The sequence below is a fragment of the Dissulfurimicrobium hydrothermale genome, assembly GCF_022026155.1.
Lineage (GTDB): Bacteria > Desulfobacterota > Dissulfuribacteria > Dissulfuribacterales > Sh68 > Dissulfurimicrobium > Dissulfurimicrobium hydrothermale.
In genome coordinates, this window is the sequence record NZ_CP085041.1 from 284,488 (window position 1) to 298,463 (window position 13,976).

Annotated in this window: 11 protein-coding genes and 1 other RNA gene; 6 read left to right on the forward strand and 6 right to left on the reverse strand. The window is 50.8% G+C overall.

Going from position 1 to position 13,976, the window contains the following annotated elements; genetic code table 11:
* Positions 1 to 290 precede the first annotated feature (290 nt).
* On the forward strand, positions 291 to 1,139 hold the full coding sequence (gene rsmA, locus LGS26_RS01395; protein WP_237888890.1) for a 16S rRNA (adenine(1518)-N(6)/adenine(1519)-N(6))-dimethyltransferase RsmA: 849 nt from the start codon (positions 291 to 293) through the stop codon (positions 1,137 to 1,139).
* A gap of 126 nt (positions 1,140 to 1,265) precedes the next feature.
* On the opposite strand, the gene lpxK is transcribed toward rsmA, so the two are convergent.
* Positions 1,266 to 2,345 carry a tetraacyldisaccharide 4'-kinase gene (gene lpxK, locus LGS26_RS01400; protein ID WP_237888891.1) on the reverse strand — a complete coding sequence of 360 codons (1,080 nt, stop codon included), beginning with the start codon at positions 2,343 to 2,345 and terminating at the stop codon, positions 1,266 to 1,268.
* Positions 2,342 to 3,607: a 3-deoxy-D-manno-octulosonic acid transferase gene (locus LGS26_RS01405; protein WP_237888892.1), complete on the reverse strand. Its 1,266-nt coding sequence runs from the start codon at positions 3,605 to 3,607 to the stop codon at positions 2,342 to 2,344. The genes lpxK and LGS26_RS01405 overlap by 4 nt, the downstream gene beginning before the upstream one ends.
* Positions 3,608 to 3,887: 280 nt before the next feature.
* Between LGS26_RS01405 and wbaP the strand changes: the two genes are divergently transcribed.
* From wbaP to recR, 5 genes are all read left to right on the forward strand, one after another.
* Complete coding sequence (gene wbaP / locus LGS26_RS01410; RefSeq protein WP_237888893.1) at positions 3,888 to 5,321, forward strand: undecaprenyl-phosphate galactose phosphotransferase WbaP; 1,434 nt, start codon at positions 3,888 to 3,890, stop codon at positions 5,319 to 5,321.
* Between the two features lie 79 nt (positions 5,322 to 5,400).
* Positions 5,401 to 5,499, forward strand: an RNA gene (ffs, locus tag LGS26_RS01415) — signal recognition particle sRNA small type.
* Between the two features lie 58 nt (positions 5,500 to 5,557).
* Positions 5,558 to 7,216, forward strand: coding sequence for a DNA polymerase III subunit gamma/tau (gene dnaX / locus LGS26_RS01420; RefSeq protein WP_237888894.1), 1,659 nt, complete (start codon positions 5,558 to 5,560; stop codon positions 7,214 to 7,216).
* Positions 7,217 to 7,245: 29 nt separating this feature from the next.
* Positions 7,246 to 7,560, forward strand: a complete 315-nt coding sequence (locus LGS26_RS01425; RefSeq protein ID WP_237888895.1) for a YbaB/EbfC family nucleoid-associated protein — start codon at positions 7,246 to 7,248, stop codon at positions 7,558 to 7,560.
* Between the two features lie 41 nt (positions 7,561 to 7,601).
* Positions 7,602 to 8,174, forward strand: coding sequence for a recombination mediator RecR (gene recR / locus LGS26_RS01430; RefSeq protein ID WP_237888896.1), 573 nt, complete (start codon positions 7,602 to 7,604; stop codon positions 8,172 to 8,174).
* Between the two features lie 47 nt (positions 8,175 to 8,221).
* Here recR and hisD read toward each other — a convergent pair whose 3' ends face one another.
* The 4 genes from hisD to ftsH all read right to left on the reverse strand — a co-directional run bounded on the left by hisD (position 8,222) and on the right by ftsH (position 13,965).
* On the reverse strand, positions 8,222 to 9,541 hold the full coding sequence (hisD, locus tag LGS26_RS01435; protein WP_237888897.1) for a histidinol dehydrogenase: 1,320 nt from the start codon (positions 9,539 to 9,541) through the stop codon (positions 8,222 to 8,224).
* 27 nt (positions 9,542 to 9,568) lie between these two features.
* Positions 9,569 to 10,237: a DUF1614 domain-containing protein gene (locus LGS26_RS01440; protein WP_237888898.1), complete on the reverse strand. Its 669-nt coding sequence runs from the start codon at positions 10,235 to 10,237 to the stop codon at positions 9,569 to 9,571.
* 241 nt (positions 10,238 to 10,478) lie between these two features.
* Positions 10,479 to 11,993: a DegQ family serine endoprotease gene (locus LGS26_RS01445; RefSeq protein ID WP_237888899.1), complete on the reverse strand. Its 1,515-nt coding sequence runs from the start codon at positions 11,991 to 11,993 to the stop codon at positions 10,479 to 10,481.
* Complete coding sequence (gene ftsH / locus LGS26_RS01450) at positions 11,983 to 13,965, reverse strand: ATP-dependent zinc metalloprotease FtsH (RefSeq protein ID WP_237888900.1); 1,983 nt, start codon at positions 13,963 to 13,965, stop codon at positions 11,983 to 11,985. Before ftsH ends, LGS26_RS01445 begins: the two co-directional genes overlap by 11 nt.
* Positions 13,966 to 13,976: the final 11 nt, after the last annotated feature.

Genomic DNA, 13,976 nt, shown 5'->3' on the forward strand with positions numbered 1-13,976 from the left:
CAAATGGTATAATAAAAAGTAGATACTGTTTTGGGAAAACCCCCGATGCAAACCTTTTTAGATTCAATACTATTCAGCTACGCCGTTTGCCAAGCCGGATATCCCCGCTGTGATGTCTCAATGGATCCGCAAAATAAAAAGCAGGCATTTTTTGTTTTCTTTCGGGCATACGGTGGAGCCCAGGAAGGTTCGTTGTTCGTTGTTTGGGGATATGAGCAGAGGCCATCCATGGCCTTCTTGCCAGGATGTCAGGCCCTGTCAGGCCATATGATGGAAGGGGTTTTAATTTGATGATGAGTGTTAGGCCTTATGCCAAGCGCGCCATGGGACAAAATTTTTTGGTGCACAAAGGGACGTGCGAGACGATCGCAAGGCTCTCAGGATTGACAATAGGAGACACGGTAGTAGAGCTCGGTGTCGGCCTGGGGGCCTTGACCCACGCCCTTGCCCCCAGGGTGAAAAGGGTGATAGGGATCGAGCTTGACAGGCGCATGATAGAGTATCTTGAGGCTCAGGGCGGGGTTGCACCGAATGTCGAGATAAGAAACGAGGACATGCTCTATGTATCTTACAAGGCCCTTGCAGATGAATTAGGCTCAAGACTCAAGATCATTGGAAACCTCCCGTATAATATCTCAAGCCGGATGTTGTTCAAGCTGATAGAGGAGCAGGAGGCCATCGACCTTGCGATCCTCATGTTCCAGAAAGAGGTTGCGGACCGGCTGCTCTCAGGCCCGGGTTGCAAGGATTACGGCATCCTTTCGATCATTGTAGGTTACTGTACAGAGATTTCGAGGCTCATAAACATCCCTCCAGGTCTCTTCCGCCCTATACCCAAGGTGGTCTCGACGGTCATCAAGTTAAAATTCAGACCGCCGCAGAGAGAGGCCTTAAGTTTCGGCCTTTTCTTAAATCTTGTAAAGGCAGGTTTCGGCCGGAGGAGAAAAAAGCTTTCCAACGCCCTCAGGTCATTGTCGGATCTTGATGAAGGCCTTGTGCTCAAAGGACTGAGCGAATGTGGCATAGATCCCTCTCATAGGGCTGAGGCGCTTTCGATTGATGACTTTGTGCGCCTCTCAAATTGGCTCTATGATGCCTCCCGGACAGGGCTAGGATATTCTTTAACTGGTAGAATTTAAAAAATATCTTGCTGATGGCAAATCACGCCACAATTCCTCCTCTGATTAAAATCAGGGGGGTCCTTGTGAAGTTTCGCGAACCCGGCATGGGGATAACCGAAAGATAAAATCCCCTTCTAGAGAACATCATCCTGTGAAGTAGGAAGCTCCAACTTCTGTAAGAGGGGGCAGTTGACTTTTGATAAAATCGAACAATTCAGGTTCGGGCGCGGCCTCTATCTCAAAGACCATCAGAGGCAGGATCTTGCCTTCCCTAGCTGTAGCCTTCGACCAAATCCCCGTCACTTTTACAGCATCCTTTGCGGTCGTGACGACGCATGACGCCCCTGCCTTCAAGGCCTCCGTAGCTATTTCATTGATATCTCGCAGGGTATAGACGTGGTGGTCTCGAAAGGCCTTTTTGCCCCTTATTTCTGTCCATGTCTCGGCGCACATCTCAAAAAACGCCTCGGGAGAACCTATGCCGCAGAAGGCAAAGACAGGGGTCGATGGATTAAGATCCCTTATGGCCTTTGTCTTGGTCTGACTGAAAAAGACAGGTCTTTCAGGTGCGAGCACGTCCAGCATCTGCCTACAGGCCTCGATCTGATCAGGGCCAAAGATCTGCGAATCGGTAATCACAATGGCCGCTGCTCGGCTGATAGCCGAAAGCGGCTCTCTCAGATCACCGCCAGGAAAGACCTTGCCTGTACCGAACAGCCGCCTTGCCGATAGGAGCAAGATGTCTATATCCCGCTTGAGCGCAAGGTGCTGGAAGCCGTCATCAAGCAGGATGATCTGTGCGTCCAGCTCCTGTATGGCAAAAAGTCCGGCATTGAACCTGTCGGAGCCAGCTACTACAGGGATCCCGTACATCCGTTCGGCCATCATGACCGGTTCATCTCCTGCTTTATGCGGAGAGATGACAGCACCCTCACCCTTTGATACAAGCACGGGCCCTTTGCCGATACTGCCGCCATAGCCACGCGTGACTACTGCGACCCTGAGGCCTTGTCGTTTAAACCACTCTGCTACAGCCATCACAAGCGGGGTCTTGCCGGTACCGCCTAGGGTAATGTTGCCGATGCTTATGACAGGGCGTGGAAGCGCCTTTGTCTCCAGATAGCCCTTTCTATAGGCCCATGGTCTGAGCCTCATGACGCCTGAATAGAGCGGCGAAAAAGGCCTGCCGAGCAGGAAGAGCAGGGGCAAAAGCCTTGGATTCAAACAAATCGTCTCCTTTTAATGTATTTTTCCAACAGCTCGATGCAGCGTATAACCGAGCCGCTATTTTCCGCAATGAGATCCTTCGCGCGCCTCCCCATCTCCATGCGTCTGCCATCGTCTTTCAACAGGGTGCGGACTGCGTTTTCGAGCCCACTTGCATCCATAACGTAGAGGCCCGCTCCTTTCAATGCAAACGTATCGGCGGCATATCTGAAACTCTCCATGTTAGGACCGAAGATTACAGGCACGCCGCATGCGGCAGGCTCAAGAATGTTGTGACCGCATGCATTTACAAGGCTACCTCCGACAAAGGCGATGTCAGCTACAAGATAGCACTCCTTAAGCTCTCCAAGCGTGTCGAGTATAAGGATGTCAGCTCCTGTTTTACCCGATCCGGCGCTGCGCAAGTCTGCGGCTAGCCCCAGGTTTCTTGCTATGGCCGCTACCTCTTTCCCCCTGGCAGGATCCCTTGGTGCTATTACGAGTCTCAAGGTGGCAAATTCCTTTTTCAGGGCCTTGAAGACTGAAAATATCACCGCCTCCTCACCCTTATGGGTACTTCCCGCTACAAAGACGTGACCATCTTCGCCCAGCCCGAGTTTGCGCCTCTTATCCATTGGATTGAGCGCCTCTGTACATTTTATGTCGTATTTGATGTTTCCCACCGTGCTTATCCTGTCTTCGGGCAGGCCCAGGTCAAGGAGCCTTGCGCGATCCATTTCCGACTGCATGGCTATATGACTGAGCCCACCGTAGATCAGGTCGGTGAATGCCGTGCCGAGGCGTTTAAGACGGCTATGCGCCCGAGAAGAGATGCTGCCGTTTATCAAAAGTGCAGGTATCCTGTTTCGCCTCAACATCCAGAGGAGGTTGGGCCACAGATCCGTCTCAACCAGCACGAGACAGTTAGGCGAAAGACGCCGAATAAAGTGTGCGATTACGGGCGGCAAATCAAAGGGCATGGATATGATGATCATACGCGTTGCACCGGCAAAGGCGTCTTTCAGCACATTGAGGCCGGTCTTGGTAGAGGCCGAGCAGATGATTCCGGCATCAGGCCACCTTTTTGCCACCTCCCTTATAAAGGGAACCGCGGCGTTCGCTTCACCCAGGGACAGGGCGTGCACCCAGATGCGGGGGTATCTTCCTTCGATGGCCCTTGCATCCAGGCCTATACCAAGCCTTCCCTTGAGCTGGCCGCGGTATTTGTCTTTAAATCCCATAAATGCAAGGACAGGCAGGGCTGCGGCGGGCAAAGACATGTACAAAAGGACATTATAAAGGAAAAGTACGGATAGGGTCTTGATTTTCACTGCCTTTTTATATCAGAACCTCAAAAAAGAATCTATACGGTCGAAGATTTTTATTTTAATCCAGCGTCTGCCTATGTACAGGTTAAAATGACAAAAATAAAGACGATGGATGTTCAAAATCGAAATAAATCTGAATATAATATTCCTGCATACGGGCTTATAGCAAAGGTCGTTAGAAATTAGAAAACTGGCGTGCGCCTAATCTGGATAATGCACCTCTGGGCATGGAATGAACAATAAATTAAAGACCGTTTTTGAACGCGCTGTTTTGTTTTTTATAGATGCCGCTGCCATCTCTTTAATTTTAGGCCTATCTGTTTTTGTTAGAACGGATATCCTACCTATTCTATATTCCGGCTTTCGCGGGGATTTTAGTGTAATCACTTTTAAAAATATCTGGTGGTTTCCCATCGTATGGCTCTTTTTTTATTATTACGAGGGGCTTTACACAAGGAGATTTTCTTTATGGGACGAGGTCATGTCCATATGGAAGGTCTCGTTTTTAGCCACAATAGGGGTCTTTACCCTAGTATCAATGGGGAAATTGAGCGGGGAGGTCTCGAGAACGGTAATCGTATTGATGGGAGGGCTTTCGCTGGTATCCCTGCCGCCCATAAGGATGGCTGCAAAAGCGGTGCTCAGGATGTTCGGTCTCTTGAAAAAGAGGGTGATAGTGCTTGGGGCTGGCAAGACCGGGGTGCGGATAATCCAAGCCCTTAGCAGGGAACCCAACTATGGCTATGAGATATTAGGTATCCTTGATGACGATCCGGAAAAGGCCGGCATGCGGATTGAAGGTGTCAAAGTCCATCATGGCGTGGACAACGTCTTTAAATATTTAAAAAGGATGAGGGTCACGGATGTGTTCATCGCCATGCCATCGGCAGGCCGCGAAAGGCTCCAAAATCTCATAAACAACCTCCAGCATAAGGTAGATGGCATCTCATTTGTGCCCGATATGTTCGGTGTCGCCGTCCTTGGCGCCGAACTCCAGCACTTTTTCAACGAGCAGACCTTTGCGTTCGAGATCAAAAACAACCTTGCAAGGCCCTTGAATGTCTTTGTAAAGCGGAGTTTCGATATGGGTCTGAGTCTCATTTTGCTTGTCTTGTTGGCAGTGCCCATGCTGGTTATAGCCATTATGATAAGGCTTGATTCAAAAGGTCCAGTCATATTTTCCCAGGAGAGGATCGGGAGGCATGGCAGGTTATTCAAATGCCTCAAGTTCAGAACCATGTATCTCGGCGCGGATGAAAAACTCAATGAGATACTGGAAAAGGATCCGAAGGCCAGAGCTGAATGGGAAGACCGATGGAAACTTAAAGATGACCCTAGGGTGACGAGGGTGGGACGTTTTTTGAGGAAAACGTCGTTTGATGAACTGCCACAGATACTGAACGTGCTAAAGGGTGACATGAGCCTTGTGGGTCCAAGACCGTATCTTCCGAGCGAGAGGTCTTTTGTCATGGCACAGGGTGATACGATCCTGAGCGTGCTTCCCGGCATAACCGGGTTATGGCAGGTCTCAGGGAGAAATGAGGCGCCCTACAGCGATAGGATCGGGCTCGATACTTGGTATGTCAGGAACTGGAACCTAGGTCTCGATGTCATTATCTTGATGAAGACCATTCGTTGTGTAATAAAACAGGAGGGGGCCTATTGAATACGGATTGAATTGTGTTTAATATAGAATTTCTGATACTGAGAAGGGCCTCAAGTTCGGGCAGCTATAAATTTTTGATAGCCGGGTCCTGCGCAACGAAACCCTGTGGACCCCGCCAGGTCCGGAAGGAAGCAACGGCAGCAGGTAATTTCGTGTGCCGCAGGGGTGCCTGGCTATCATTTTCTGTTGTTCCTTATGCACGCTGATTGTTTTATTTGGATCATTAATCAATTGTTATGTCTTACTTAGTCCTTGCCAGGAAATGGCGGCCTCAGACCTTTGAAGATGTCGCCGGCCAGCGTCATGTCACGCGGACCCTTCAAAATTCTATTGAGATGGGAAGACTCTCGCATGCCATGATCTTCAGCGGAGCTAGAGGGGTGGGCAAGACGTCCGTGGCCAGGATACTTGCCAAGGCCATAAATTGTGAGGCCGGCCCTGCGAAAAACCCATGCAATAGATGCGTGCAATGTGTGGAGATCACCGAAGGTCGCTCGGTGGACGTCCAGGAGATAGACGCGGCGTCGAACAGGGGTATTGATGAGATAAGGCTTTTGAAGGAAAATAGTCGATTCCACCCGTCTTTTTGCAGATGCAGGGTCTATATAATAGATGAAGCGCATATGCTGACCAAAGAGGCGTTTAATGCACTCCTGAAGACCCTTGAGGAGCCGCCTGATCATGTCTATTTTATTTTAGCAACAACCGAGCCCCAAAAGATCCCTGTCACCATACATTCAAGGTGCCAACACCATGTCTTCAAGAGATTGGGTGCGGCCGCGCTTGCCGCCCACGTCGACAAGATCGCCCACGCCGAAGGTCTCAGGCTCGACCGTGAAGTCATCATGCTCCTTGCGAGAGAGGCCGGGGGAAGCGTCAGGGATGCCCTCAGCCTGCTTGATCAGGTTGTAGCATTCGGCGCATCTTCCCTCGAAGAGGTGTGTGAGGCGCTTGGAGTGATCAGTTCTCAGGTCATGCGGGATATGGCCGGGGCCGTTATCAAAGGTGACGTGGCGGGCATGTTGAGCATCCTGGATGACGTACAGGGCTATGGTGTCGATCTCAAGCGGTTTGCCTCAGACCTCACCCTTTATCTTAGAGATATGCTTGTAGTGAAGGAGCTTGGGCCTGAGCGGGCCGATGGCCTTGTCGTGCTGTCCAGAGAGGACATAAACGAACTCAGCCCACTTTTGTCCGATGTAAGCCCGAACGGGCTTATGCAGATGCTCGATGCCATGATGAAAGGGCTCGATGCCATAGGGCGGAGCTCAACCCCAAGGATCTCCTTGGAGATATTGCTCATGCGTCTCATCCATATGAGGGATGCCGTTAAGATAGATGAGATATTAAGGCGTCTCAACGAGCTCCGGTCTCCAGTGGGGTCCGAAGCTGTTTCCCCTGCATCTTCGTCTGTGTCAAACAGCACATCGATGGACTCTATGGAGATCAAGACAGGATCTATTGCCTCAACTGAAGGACCGGCACCGCTGTCAGGTGGGAGCTGGGAGGATTTTCTCTGTTTTACAAGGAAAAGGAGCCAGCCGCTTGCGTCAAAGCTTGTGTGCTGCAAGCAGGTTAATGTAGACGAAAATAACGGGATAATAAGGCTTTTGTGCGTACCAGGCATGCACTATGACCTGCTTTCCGAGAGAGATAATATATCACGTCTTCAAGACCTCGCCAGGGAGTTCTATAAGAGACCTGTTAGTTTGGTCGTAGAGGTCTTGAAAAAAGAAGATGAAGCCAGCGGCAGCATGCCGAATGGTTCAAAAAAATCATCCGCACGCGACGAACTTTTGAGCGCCCCTCTGGTAAAGAAAGCCATAAAGGTATTTGACGCCAGGATCATGGATGTTAAATTGTTTCCCGACAAAGACAGGGATGGTTCGTTTTGATTCAATTTGTTAAAAGAGAGGAGCAAAGTATGCAACCCAACATGAAGGAAATGATGAGGCAGGCGCAGAGGCTTCAGGCCAAGATCGCACAGCTTCAGGAAGAACTTGTCCAGAAGAAGATAGAGGCCTCTGCCGGCGGTGGGATGGTCAAGGCCGTGGCCAATGGAAAGCCAGAAATCATCTCCATTACCATAGAAAAAGAAGTGGTGAACCCTGACGATGTCGAGATGCTTCAAGACCTCGTTGTGGCTGCTGTAAACGAGGCTATCCTACGGGCAAAGGAGATGGCCGAGGAGGAGATGTCCAAAATCACAGGTGGTCTCAGGATCCCTGGTCTCATTTAACTTCTATGTCATCAGTATTTCCCCCTGCACTGGAGAGATTAATGAAGAATATAGAGAGGCTTCCTGGCGTCGGCGAGAAGACCGCCATGCGTTTCGCTCTCCAGATACTTAAATGGCCGGAGGCGAAGGCCAGGGAGCTGGCGGATTCTGTCGCCGAGCTCCACCGGAAGATAAGGCTCTGTTCATCATGTTTTGCCTTTTCCGAGGAGGACCCGTGCCGGATATGCGTGGACCCCAAGCGCGAGCATGATGTGATCTGTGTGGTTGAGGATCCAGGCGATATGCTTGCCATAGAGAAGTCCGGGGCGTTCAGAGGACTTTATCACGTCCTTCACGGCGTTATCTCCCCGATGGACGGCGTGGGTCCTGAACAGCTTAAGATATCCGAGCTTGTAAGCCGCATCGCCAGGGACGGTATAAAAGAGGTGATTATTGCAACCAGCAGCACCGCTGCCGGCGAGGCTACGGCCGCCTATCTCTGCGACATCCTCAAAGGCACTGGTACATGGGTGACGCGTATAGCATGCGGTATCCCCATGGGCATGGACATCAAATATGCAGACACCATGACCTTGAAGCGAGCACTCTCGGCAAGGGAACGGATAAAGACCTAACCCTGAGCTGGCCTTCACAAAAACTCTAGCGCGGAAGTCCGCAGGCTTTAGTCGGGGGTTATTGAATTGAGTCTTGTTTCTATAGACCTTGCATGGGCCGTAAGCCCTTCCTTTTCTGCAAGGGCGATTATGTCCCTGGCGTCATCTGCAAAACCTTTTTTTGTATATGATATGATGCTTGAACGTTTGAGGAATGTCTCGACGCCGAGGGCTGAAGAGAATCTTGCCGTCCCCATGGTGGGCAAGACGTGGTTCGGCCCGGCGATGTAGTCTCCAACAGGTTCAGGGGTGTAATCGCCGAGAAAGATGGCCCCGGCATGGCGTATATGAGGAAGCACCTCCCATGGATCCCTGACCATCAGTTCAAGGTGTTCGGGCGATATCCTGTTCGCCAAAGACACGGCCGCGTCGAGGCTGTTGACAGCCAATATGAGGCCGTTATCTCTAAGGGCACTTATCGCAGTCTCTTTTCTCTCAAGCCCTGCCGCCAATCGCTCAACCTCTACTGCTACATCTTTTCCAAGTCCTGCATCTGTGGTTATCAGTACGGCGGTTGCCATCGGGTCATGCTCGGCCTGCGACAGAAGATCCGCAGCCACATATCCCTTGTCTGCACCCTTGTCCGCTATGATCACTACCTCACTCGGTCCTGCAATCATATCTATGCCTACAAGCCCTGAGACGAACCTTTTAGCTGCGGCGACGTAGATATTGCCAGGGCCCGCAACTACATCAACAGGGGCGATCGACTCGGTACCGTATGCCATTGCACCGATGGCCCATGCGCTGCCGGCCTTATATATCTCATTTATGCCGCACAAGGACGCCGCGGCCAAGATATGTGGATCTATCTCCTTTTTGTCGTTGGGCGGGGTTGCGAGGACGATCCTTTTTACCCCTGCGATCTTTGCCGGGATGGCGTTCATGAGCACGGATGAGACAAGCGGTGTCAGACCGCCCTTGCCACCAGGCACGTAGAGGCCAGCGGCGTCTACGGGTCGGACCATTTGGCCGAGCACCACACCGTTTTCCCTGGTCATCATCCATGAATTCGGCAATTCGTGCCTATGGAATTCCTCGATGTTTTTTATGGCCTTTCCAAGGCTCGCAAGGAAGTTTTCATCCACCCTTGAACGGGCATCCTCCATTTCTTCAGAGGTGACCTTCAAGTCTTCACGGGAAAAGTCAGGGGCATCGAACATGCGCGTGTATCTTACAAGGGCATCGTCCCCGTAGACCATTACATCTTTCAATATCTCTTTTACGGCATATTCTATGTCTTCCTTGATGTCGAATCTGCGAGAACACAGGGCATTGATCCTGGCGTCCCCTTCATCAGAGGGATAAGAAATCGGTGTTATGATCATATTTCTCCCTTTTTGAGATTTTTGACCTTAAGCCAAAAGCACAGCTATTATACCAGTTAAAAATATCCCATCGAACGTCCCTGCGCCGCCGATTGAAACCACCGGCGCGCCAAGATGCCCTACGTCTTTTAGATGTAGGATATCGGCCCCGACAAGGGTCCCGATAACCCCTGATATGTAAGCCACGACAGGGGCGTGTTCGCCTGAGGAGAGCATCACAGCCACCAGCGCAGAAAGGAGCGGCGGTATAAAGACCGGCAGGGCGATGCCAAGCCTCGGCACCGGCCTTGCAAGGAGATAAGATATAATGGTTATTATAAATATGCCGAGTATGGGTTCAAAAAAAAGGCCTTGCTTTACGAAGAGATAGATGGATAGAAATATCGGAACTACGGCCCCCCCGAGGTTTATGGCTATTATACTGGTGTTTGCGTTCCTTTTGGGTATTTTATAGGTTACGCCGAAATACCTTACTGTGTCAGGCGCATCTATGTCATCGCCTGCAATGCGCTTTATAGGGATGTTTATGTGGCTGCCGATCAGGGACAGGAGCAAAAAACCGAAGGCCTGAGTTGGGCTCAGCCCTATCTTTGCAAAGGCGATCGTAATGGCACCTATCTGGATGAAGGCGAACAGCAGCAACAATATAAAGAGAAATATGACGAAATATATTATGGCGAATGGGTTGAAAAACATGGATACATACCTAAGTAGTTATTATAAAGTAATGGCGTCGCAAAGGGTCGCCGACTGCCGTGTTGCGCTGCATCCTTCGTCACTGCGACGTACAGGGGGTACGCCTCATTCCCCAGGATCTGCGCACCTTGCATTTAAAATTTTTGCTTAGCCATATCATAATGACTTTTACGAGATCATCAAAAGTAGTTTTTGTTAAAAAAAGGGGGGTCTCTTTTCATCGAGACCCCCTGCCGTGAATTTACTCTAGGGACAACGTGATATATTGGCTGATCTGCCCGTATCGTATCCTCAAGAGGACCATCTTGTTCTGTTTCAACAGGGCCTTGTTGAATTCAACAACATTATGTACACGTTGACGGTTCACCTCTTCGATCAGCATGCCAGGGCGGAGTCCTGCCTGCGCTGCAATGGAGCCATATTCCACATCCGAGATGACAACGCCTTGACCCCTTTTGTAGCCAAGCTGCTCGGCTATCTCAGGCGTGATATCTTGTACCGTGAAACCAAGCCGCTCAAGCAGTTTGGGCTGGGTTAATGAGGCCGCAATCCCCTGGGGCTGTTCCGCTATGGTTACAGGGATTGAAAGCCTTTTGCCATTGCGTTCGATCTCCAATTTCACCACGGTGCCGGGCGCTGTGAGGGCTATTTTGTTCCTGAGTTCGCCGGAATCGTTTATCTTCACCCCGTTCAGCTCAATTATGACATCTCCCCGCTTGATTCCGGCCTTTTCCGCAGGGGAGCCATTGGTCACGTCAGCAACCAATACACCCTCTTTCTTTTTGAGACCGAAAGACTTGGCGAGATCCTCGGTTACGTCTTGGATGACTACACCAAGCCAACCCCTCGTTATCTTGCCCTTGGCTATAAGCTGGTCTTTAATGACCTTAGCCATGTTTATGGGTATGGCGAAGCCTATGCCCATATAGCCGCCGCTTTTTGAGAAAATGGCGGTATTTATGCCTATGACCTCCCCATATATATTCAAAAGCGGACCCCCAGAGTTACCTGGGTTGATGGCCGCGTCTGTCTGTATGAAGTCTTCATAGTCGCTTATGCCTACACGATCTCTTCCCTTGGCGCTTATGACACCGACCGTGACCGTCTCCTTCAAGCCGAACGGGTTCCCTATGGCAATGGCCCATTCGCCTACCTCGATCTTGTCTGAATCGCCGAGCTTGAGTACCGGGAGGTTGGTTGCCGGGATCTTGATCACCGCTATGTCGGACTGTGGATCGGTGCCTATGACCTTTGCCTTGAATTCCCTGCCGTCATAGAGCTTGACCTTGATGACATCCGCTCCGCTCACTACATGGTTGTTTGTCAGGATGTAGCCGTCTTGACTGATGATAAAACCGGATCCAAGCCCCATCTGGCGGAATTTATGCGGATTCCCAAACATCGGCCCTTCCGGCCCGAAAAATCTGCGGAAAAATGGGTCGTTGAAAAATCCGAACGGGTCTTCCTCAGTTATCTGTTCCTGTTTCAGTGTCTTTTCCACCTGAACTGATACAACAGCAGGGATGGCTGATTTGGCTATGGACGCAAATGCCTTGCCGAGTCTTGCAAGGGTCGTGATATCCTGGCCCACTGCGGGTTGGACTGTATTGTGGACCTCGCTGGCCGTACCGCGGATATCGCTGGACGAGAAGGCACAGTGGGATGTCGCCCATACGCCCAGGCTCAGGACAAGGGCTATGCATATGCTTATTATTACGGGCGCATTTTGAGATTTGAGACGTCTTTTAAGATCCATCTTTTCCTCCTGTTTCATTGGTATTTTTTTCAATAATAACACGAAACTCCTCGGCACTCATCACCTCTTGGGCCAGGAGCTTGTCAGCCACTCTTCCCAATATCTCCTTATGCCTCCCTATTATATCTTTAGCCCTGGCGTCCTGTTCGGCAAGGATGCGGCGTACTTCCCCATCAACCTCGGAGGCAAGCTCTGGCCCCATTGCCTCTATCTGCTGAGGCGCGAACTGTTGACGGAGATACGGACTGGTCTCCCTCGAAAGTGCATATGGTCCTATCTTTTCGCTCATACCGAAGCGGCACACCATCCCCCTTGCCATCTCAGTGGCCATTTCAAGATCATTCTGCGCCCCCGAGCTTATCTCGCCCAGTATCTCTGATTCGGCGGCCCTGCCGCCGAGAGAGACGCAAATCTTGTCCAGGATCTCATTTTTTGTGATAAGGAACTGCTCCTCCTCAGGTAGTTGAAGCGTGTAGCCAAGTGCGGCCCTGCCCCTTGGTATTATGGATATCTTGGCAACAGGCATGGCGTTCGGGCAGTAAAACGCCACAAGTGCATGGCCTGCCTCATGATAGGCCACGCGCCTCCGTTCCTTATCGCCAAGATGTCTGCTCTTGCGTTCCGGTCCGGCCAATATCTTTTCAACCGCAGCTTCAAGATGCGCTTGCGTTATCTGGCTGTTCTTTTCTCTGGCGGCAAGCAATGCGGCTTCATTCATTACGTTGGCCAGGTCGGCCCCGGAAAATCCGGGTGTCCTCATGGCTATATCCTTAAGGCTTACACCCGGCGCCAAGGGCTTCCCTTTGGAATGGACTTCCAGTATGGCCTCTCTACCCCTTGCATCCGGGGCGTCGAGCACCACTTGCCTGTCAAAACGCCCTGGTCTCAAGAGGGCTGGATCCAGTACCTCTGGACGGTTTGTGGCAGCAAGCAGAATTACGCCAATATTCGGTTCGAAGCCATCCATCTCGACAAGGAGTTGGTTCAATGTCTGTTCCCTCTCTTCATGGCCGCCGGCGATCATGCCTGCACTTCTAAATTTGCCTATGGCGTCTATCTCGTCTATGAAGATTATACACGGCGCATTTGTCTTGGCCTGGGAAAAGAGGTCTCTTACCCTTGCGGCCCCGACTCCTACGAACATCTCAACGAATTCAGAGCCGGAAATACTGTAAAACGGCACACCTGCTTCACCAGCAAGGGCCTTTGCAAGGAGGGTCTTGCCGGTACCAGGCGGACCAAGAAGCAGCACGCCCTTTGGGATCTTCGCGCCAAGCGCCTCATATTTCTGGGGCTCTTTTAAAAATTCCACTACCTCGGCAAGTTCTTCTTTGGCTTCTTCGCAACCGGCGACGTCTGAAAACCTTACGCCTGTATCCTTTTCCATGGCGACCTTCGCCTTGGATTTGCCTATAGAAAGCAGCCCGGCCCCGGGTCTTCCCATGCTTCTCATAAGTAAAAACCACAGTCCTACCCAAAAGAGTATCGGCAAGAGCGTGCCCCACACCAACTGACCTAGAAAACCCTCCTGCAGACCTGAATAATCCACCCCATATTGATCCAGCGTCTCCACGAGTTTGGGGTCTTCAACCCTTGTCGAACGAAAAAGGATGACCTGTCCAGGCGGATTTATTTTGCTGTTTAGTTGCTGGGCCAATTCTTGGAATGAAACGGCCCTCCTGCCCATCAGGGTGTCGAGATCGCCCGCCTGGTCAGTGGAGGTGAGTTTCTTCAATTTCTCTTTTATGTCAGGGAGCTCAACCGCCGGACCCTTATAAAGCAGGCCTTTTATCTCGCTTTGATCTATAGTTATTTTTAATATCCGTCCTTGTTTGACCAAATCTTTGAATTGACCGTAAGGTATTACTTCGGTCTGAAGACTGAGCCACAGATGCGGCAGGCCGAAGATTATAATCAGGCCGATAATCCAGTATATGGCGTGGAATATGAGTTTTTTTCTATCTTTATCCATGTATGTCTTAC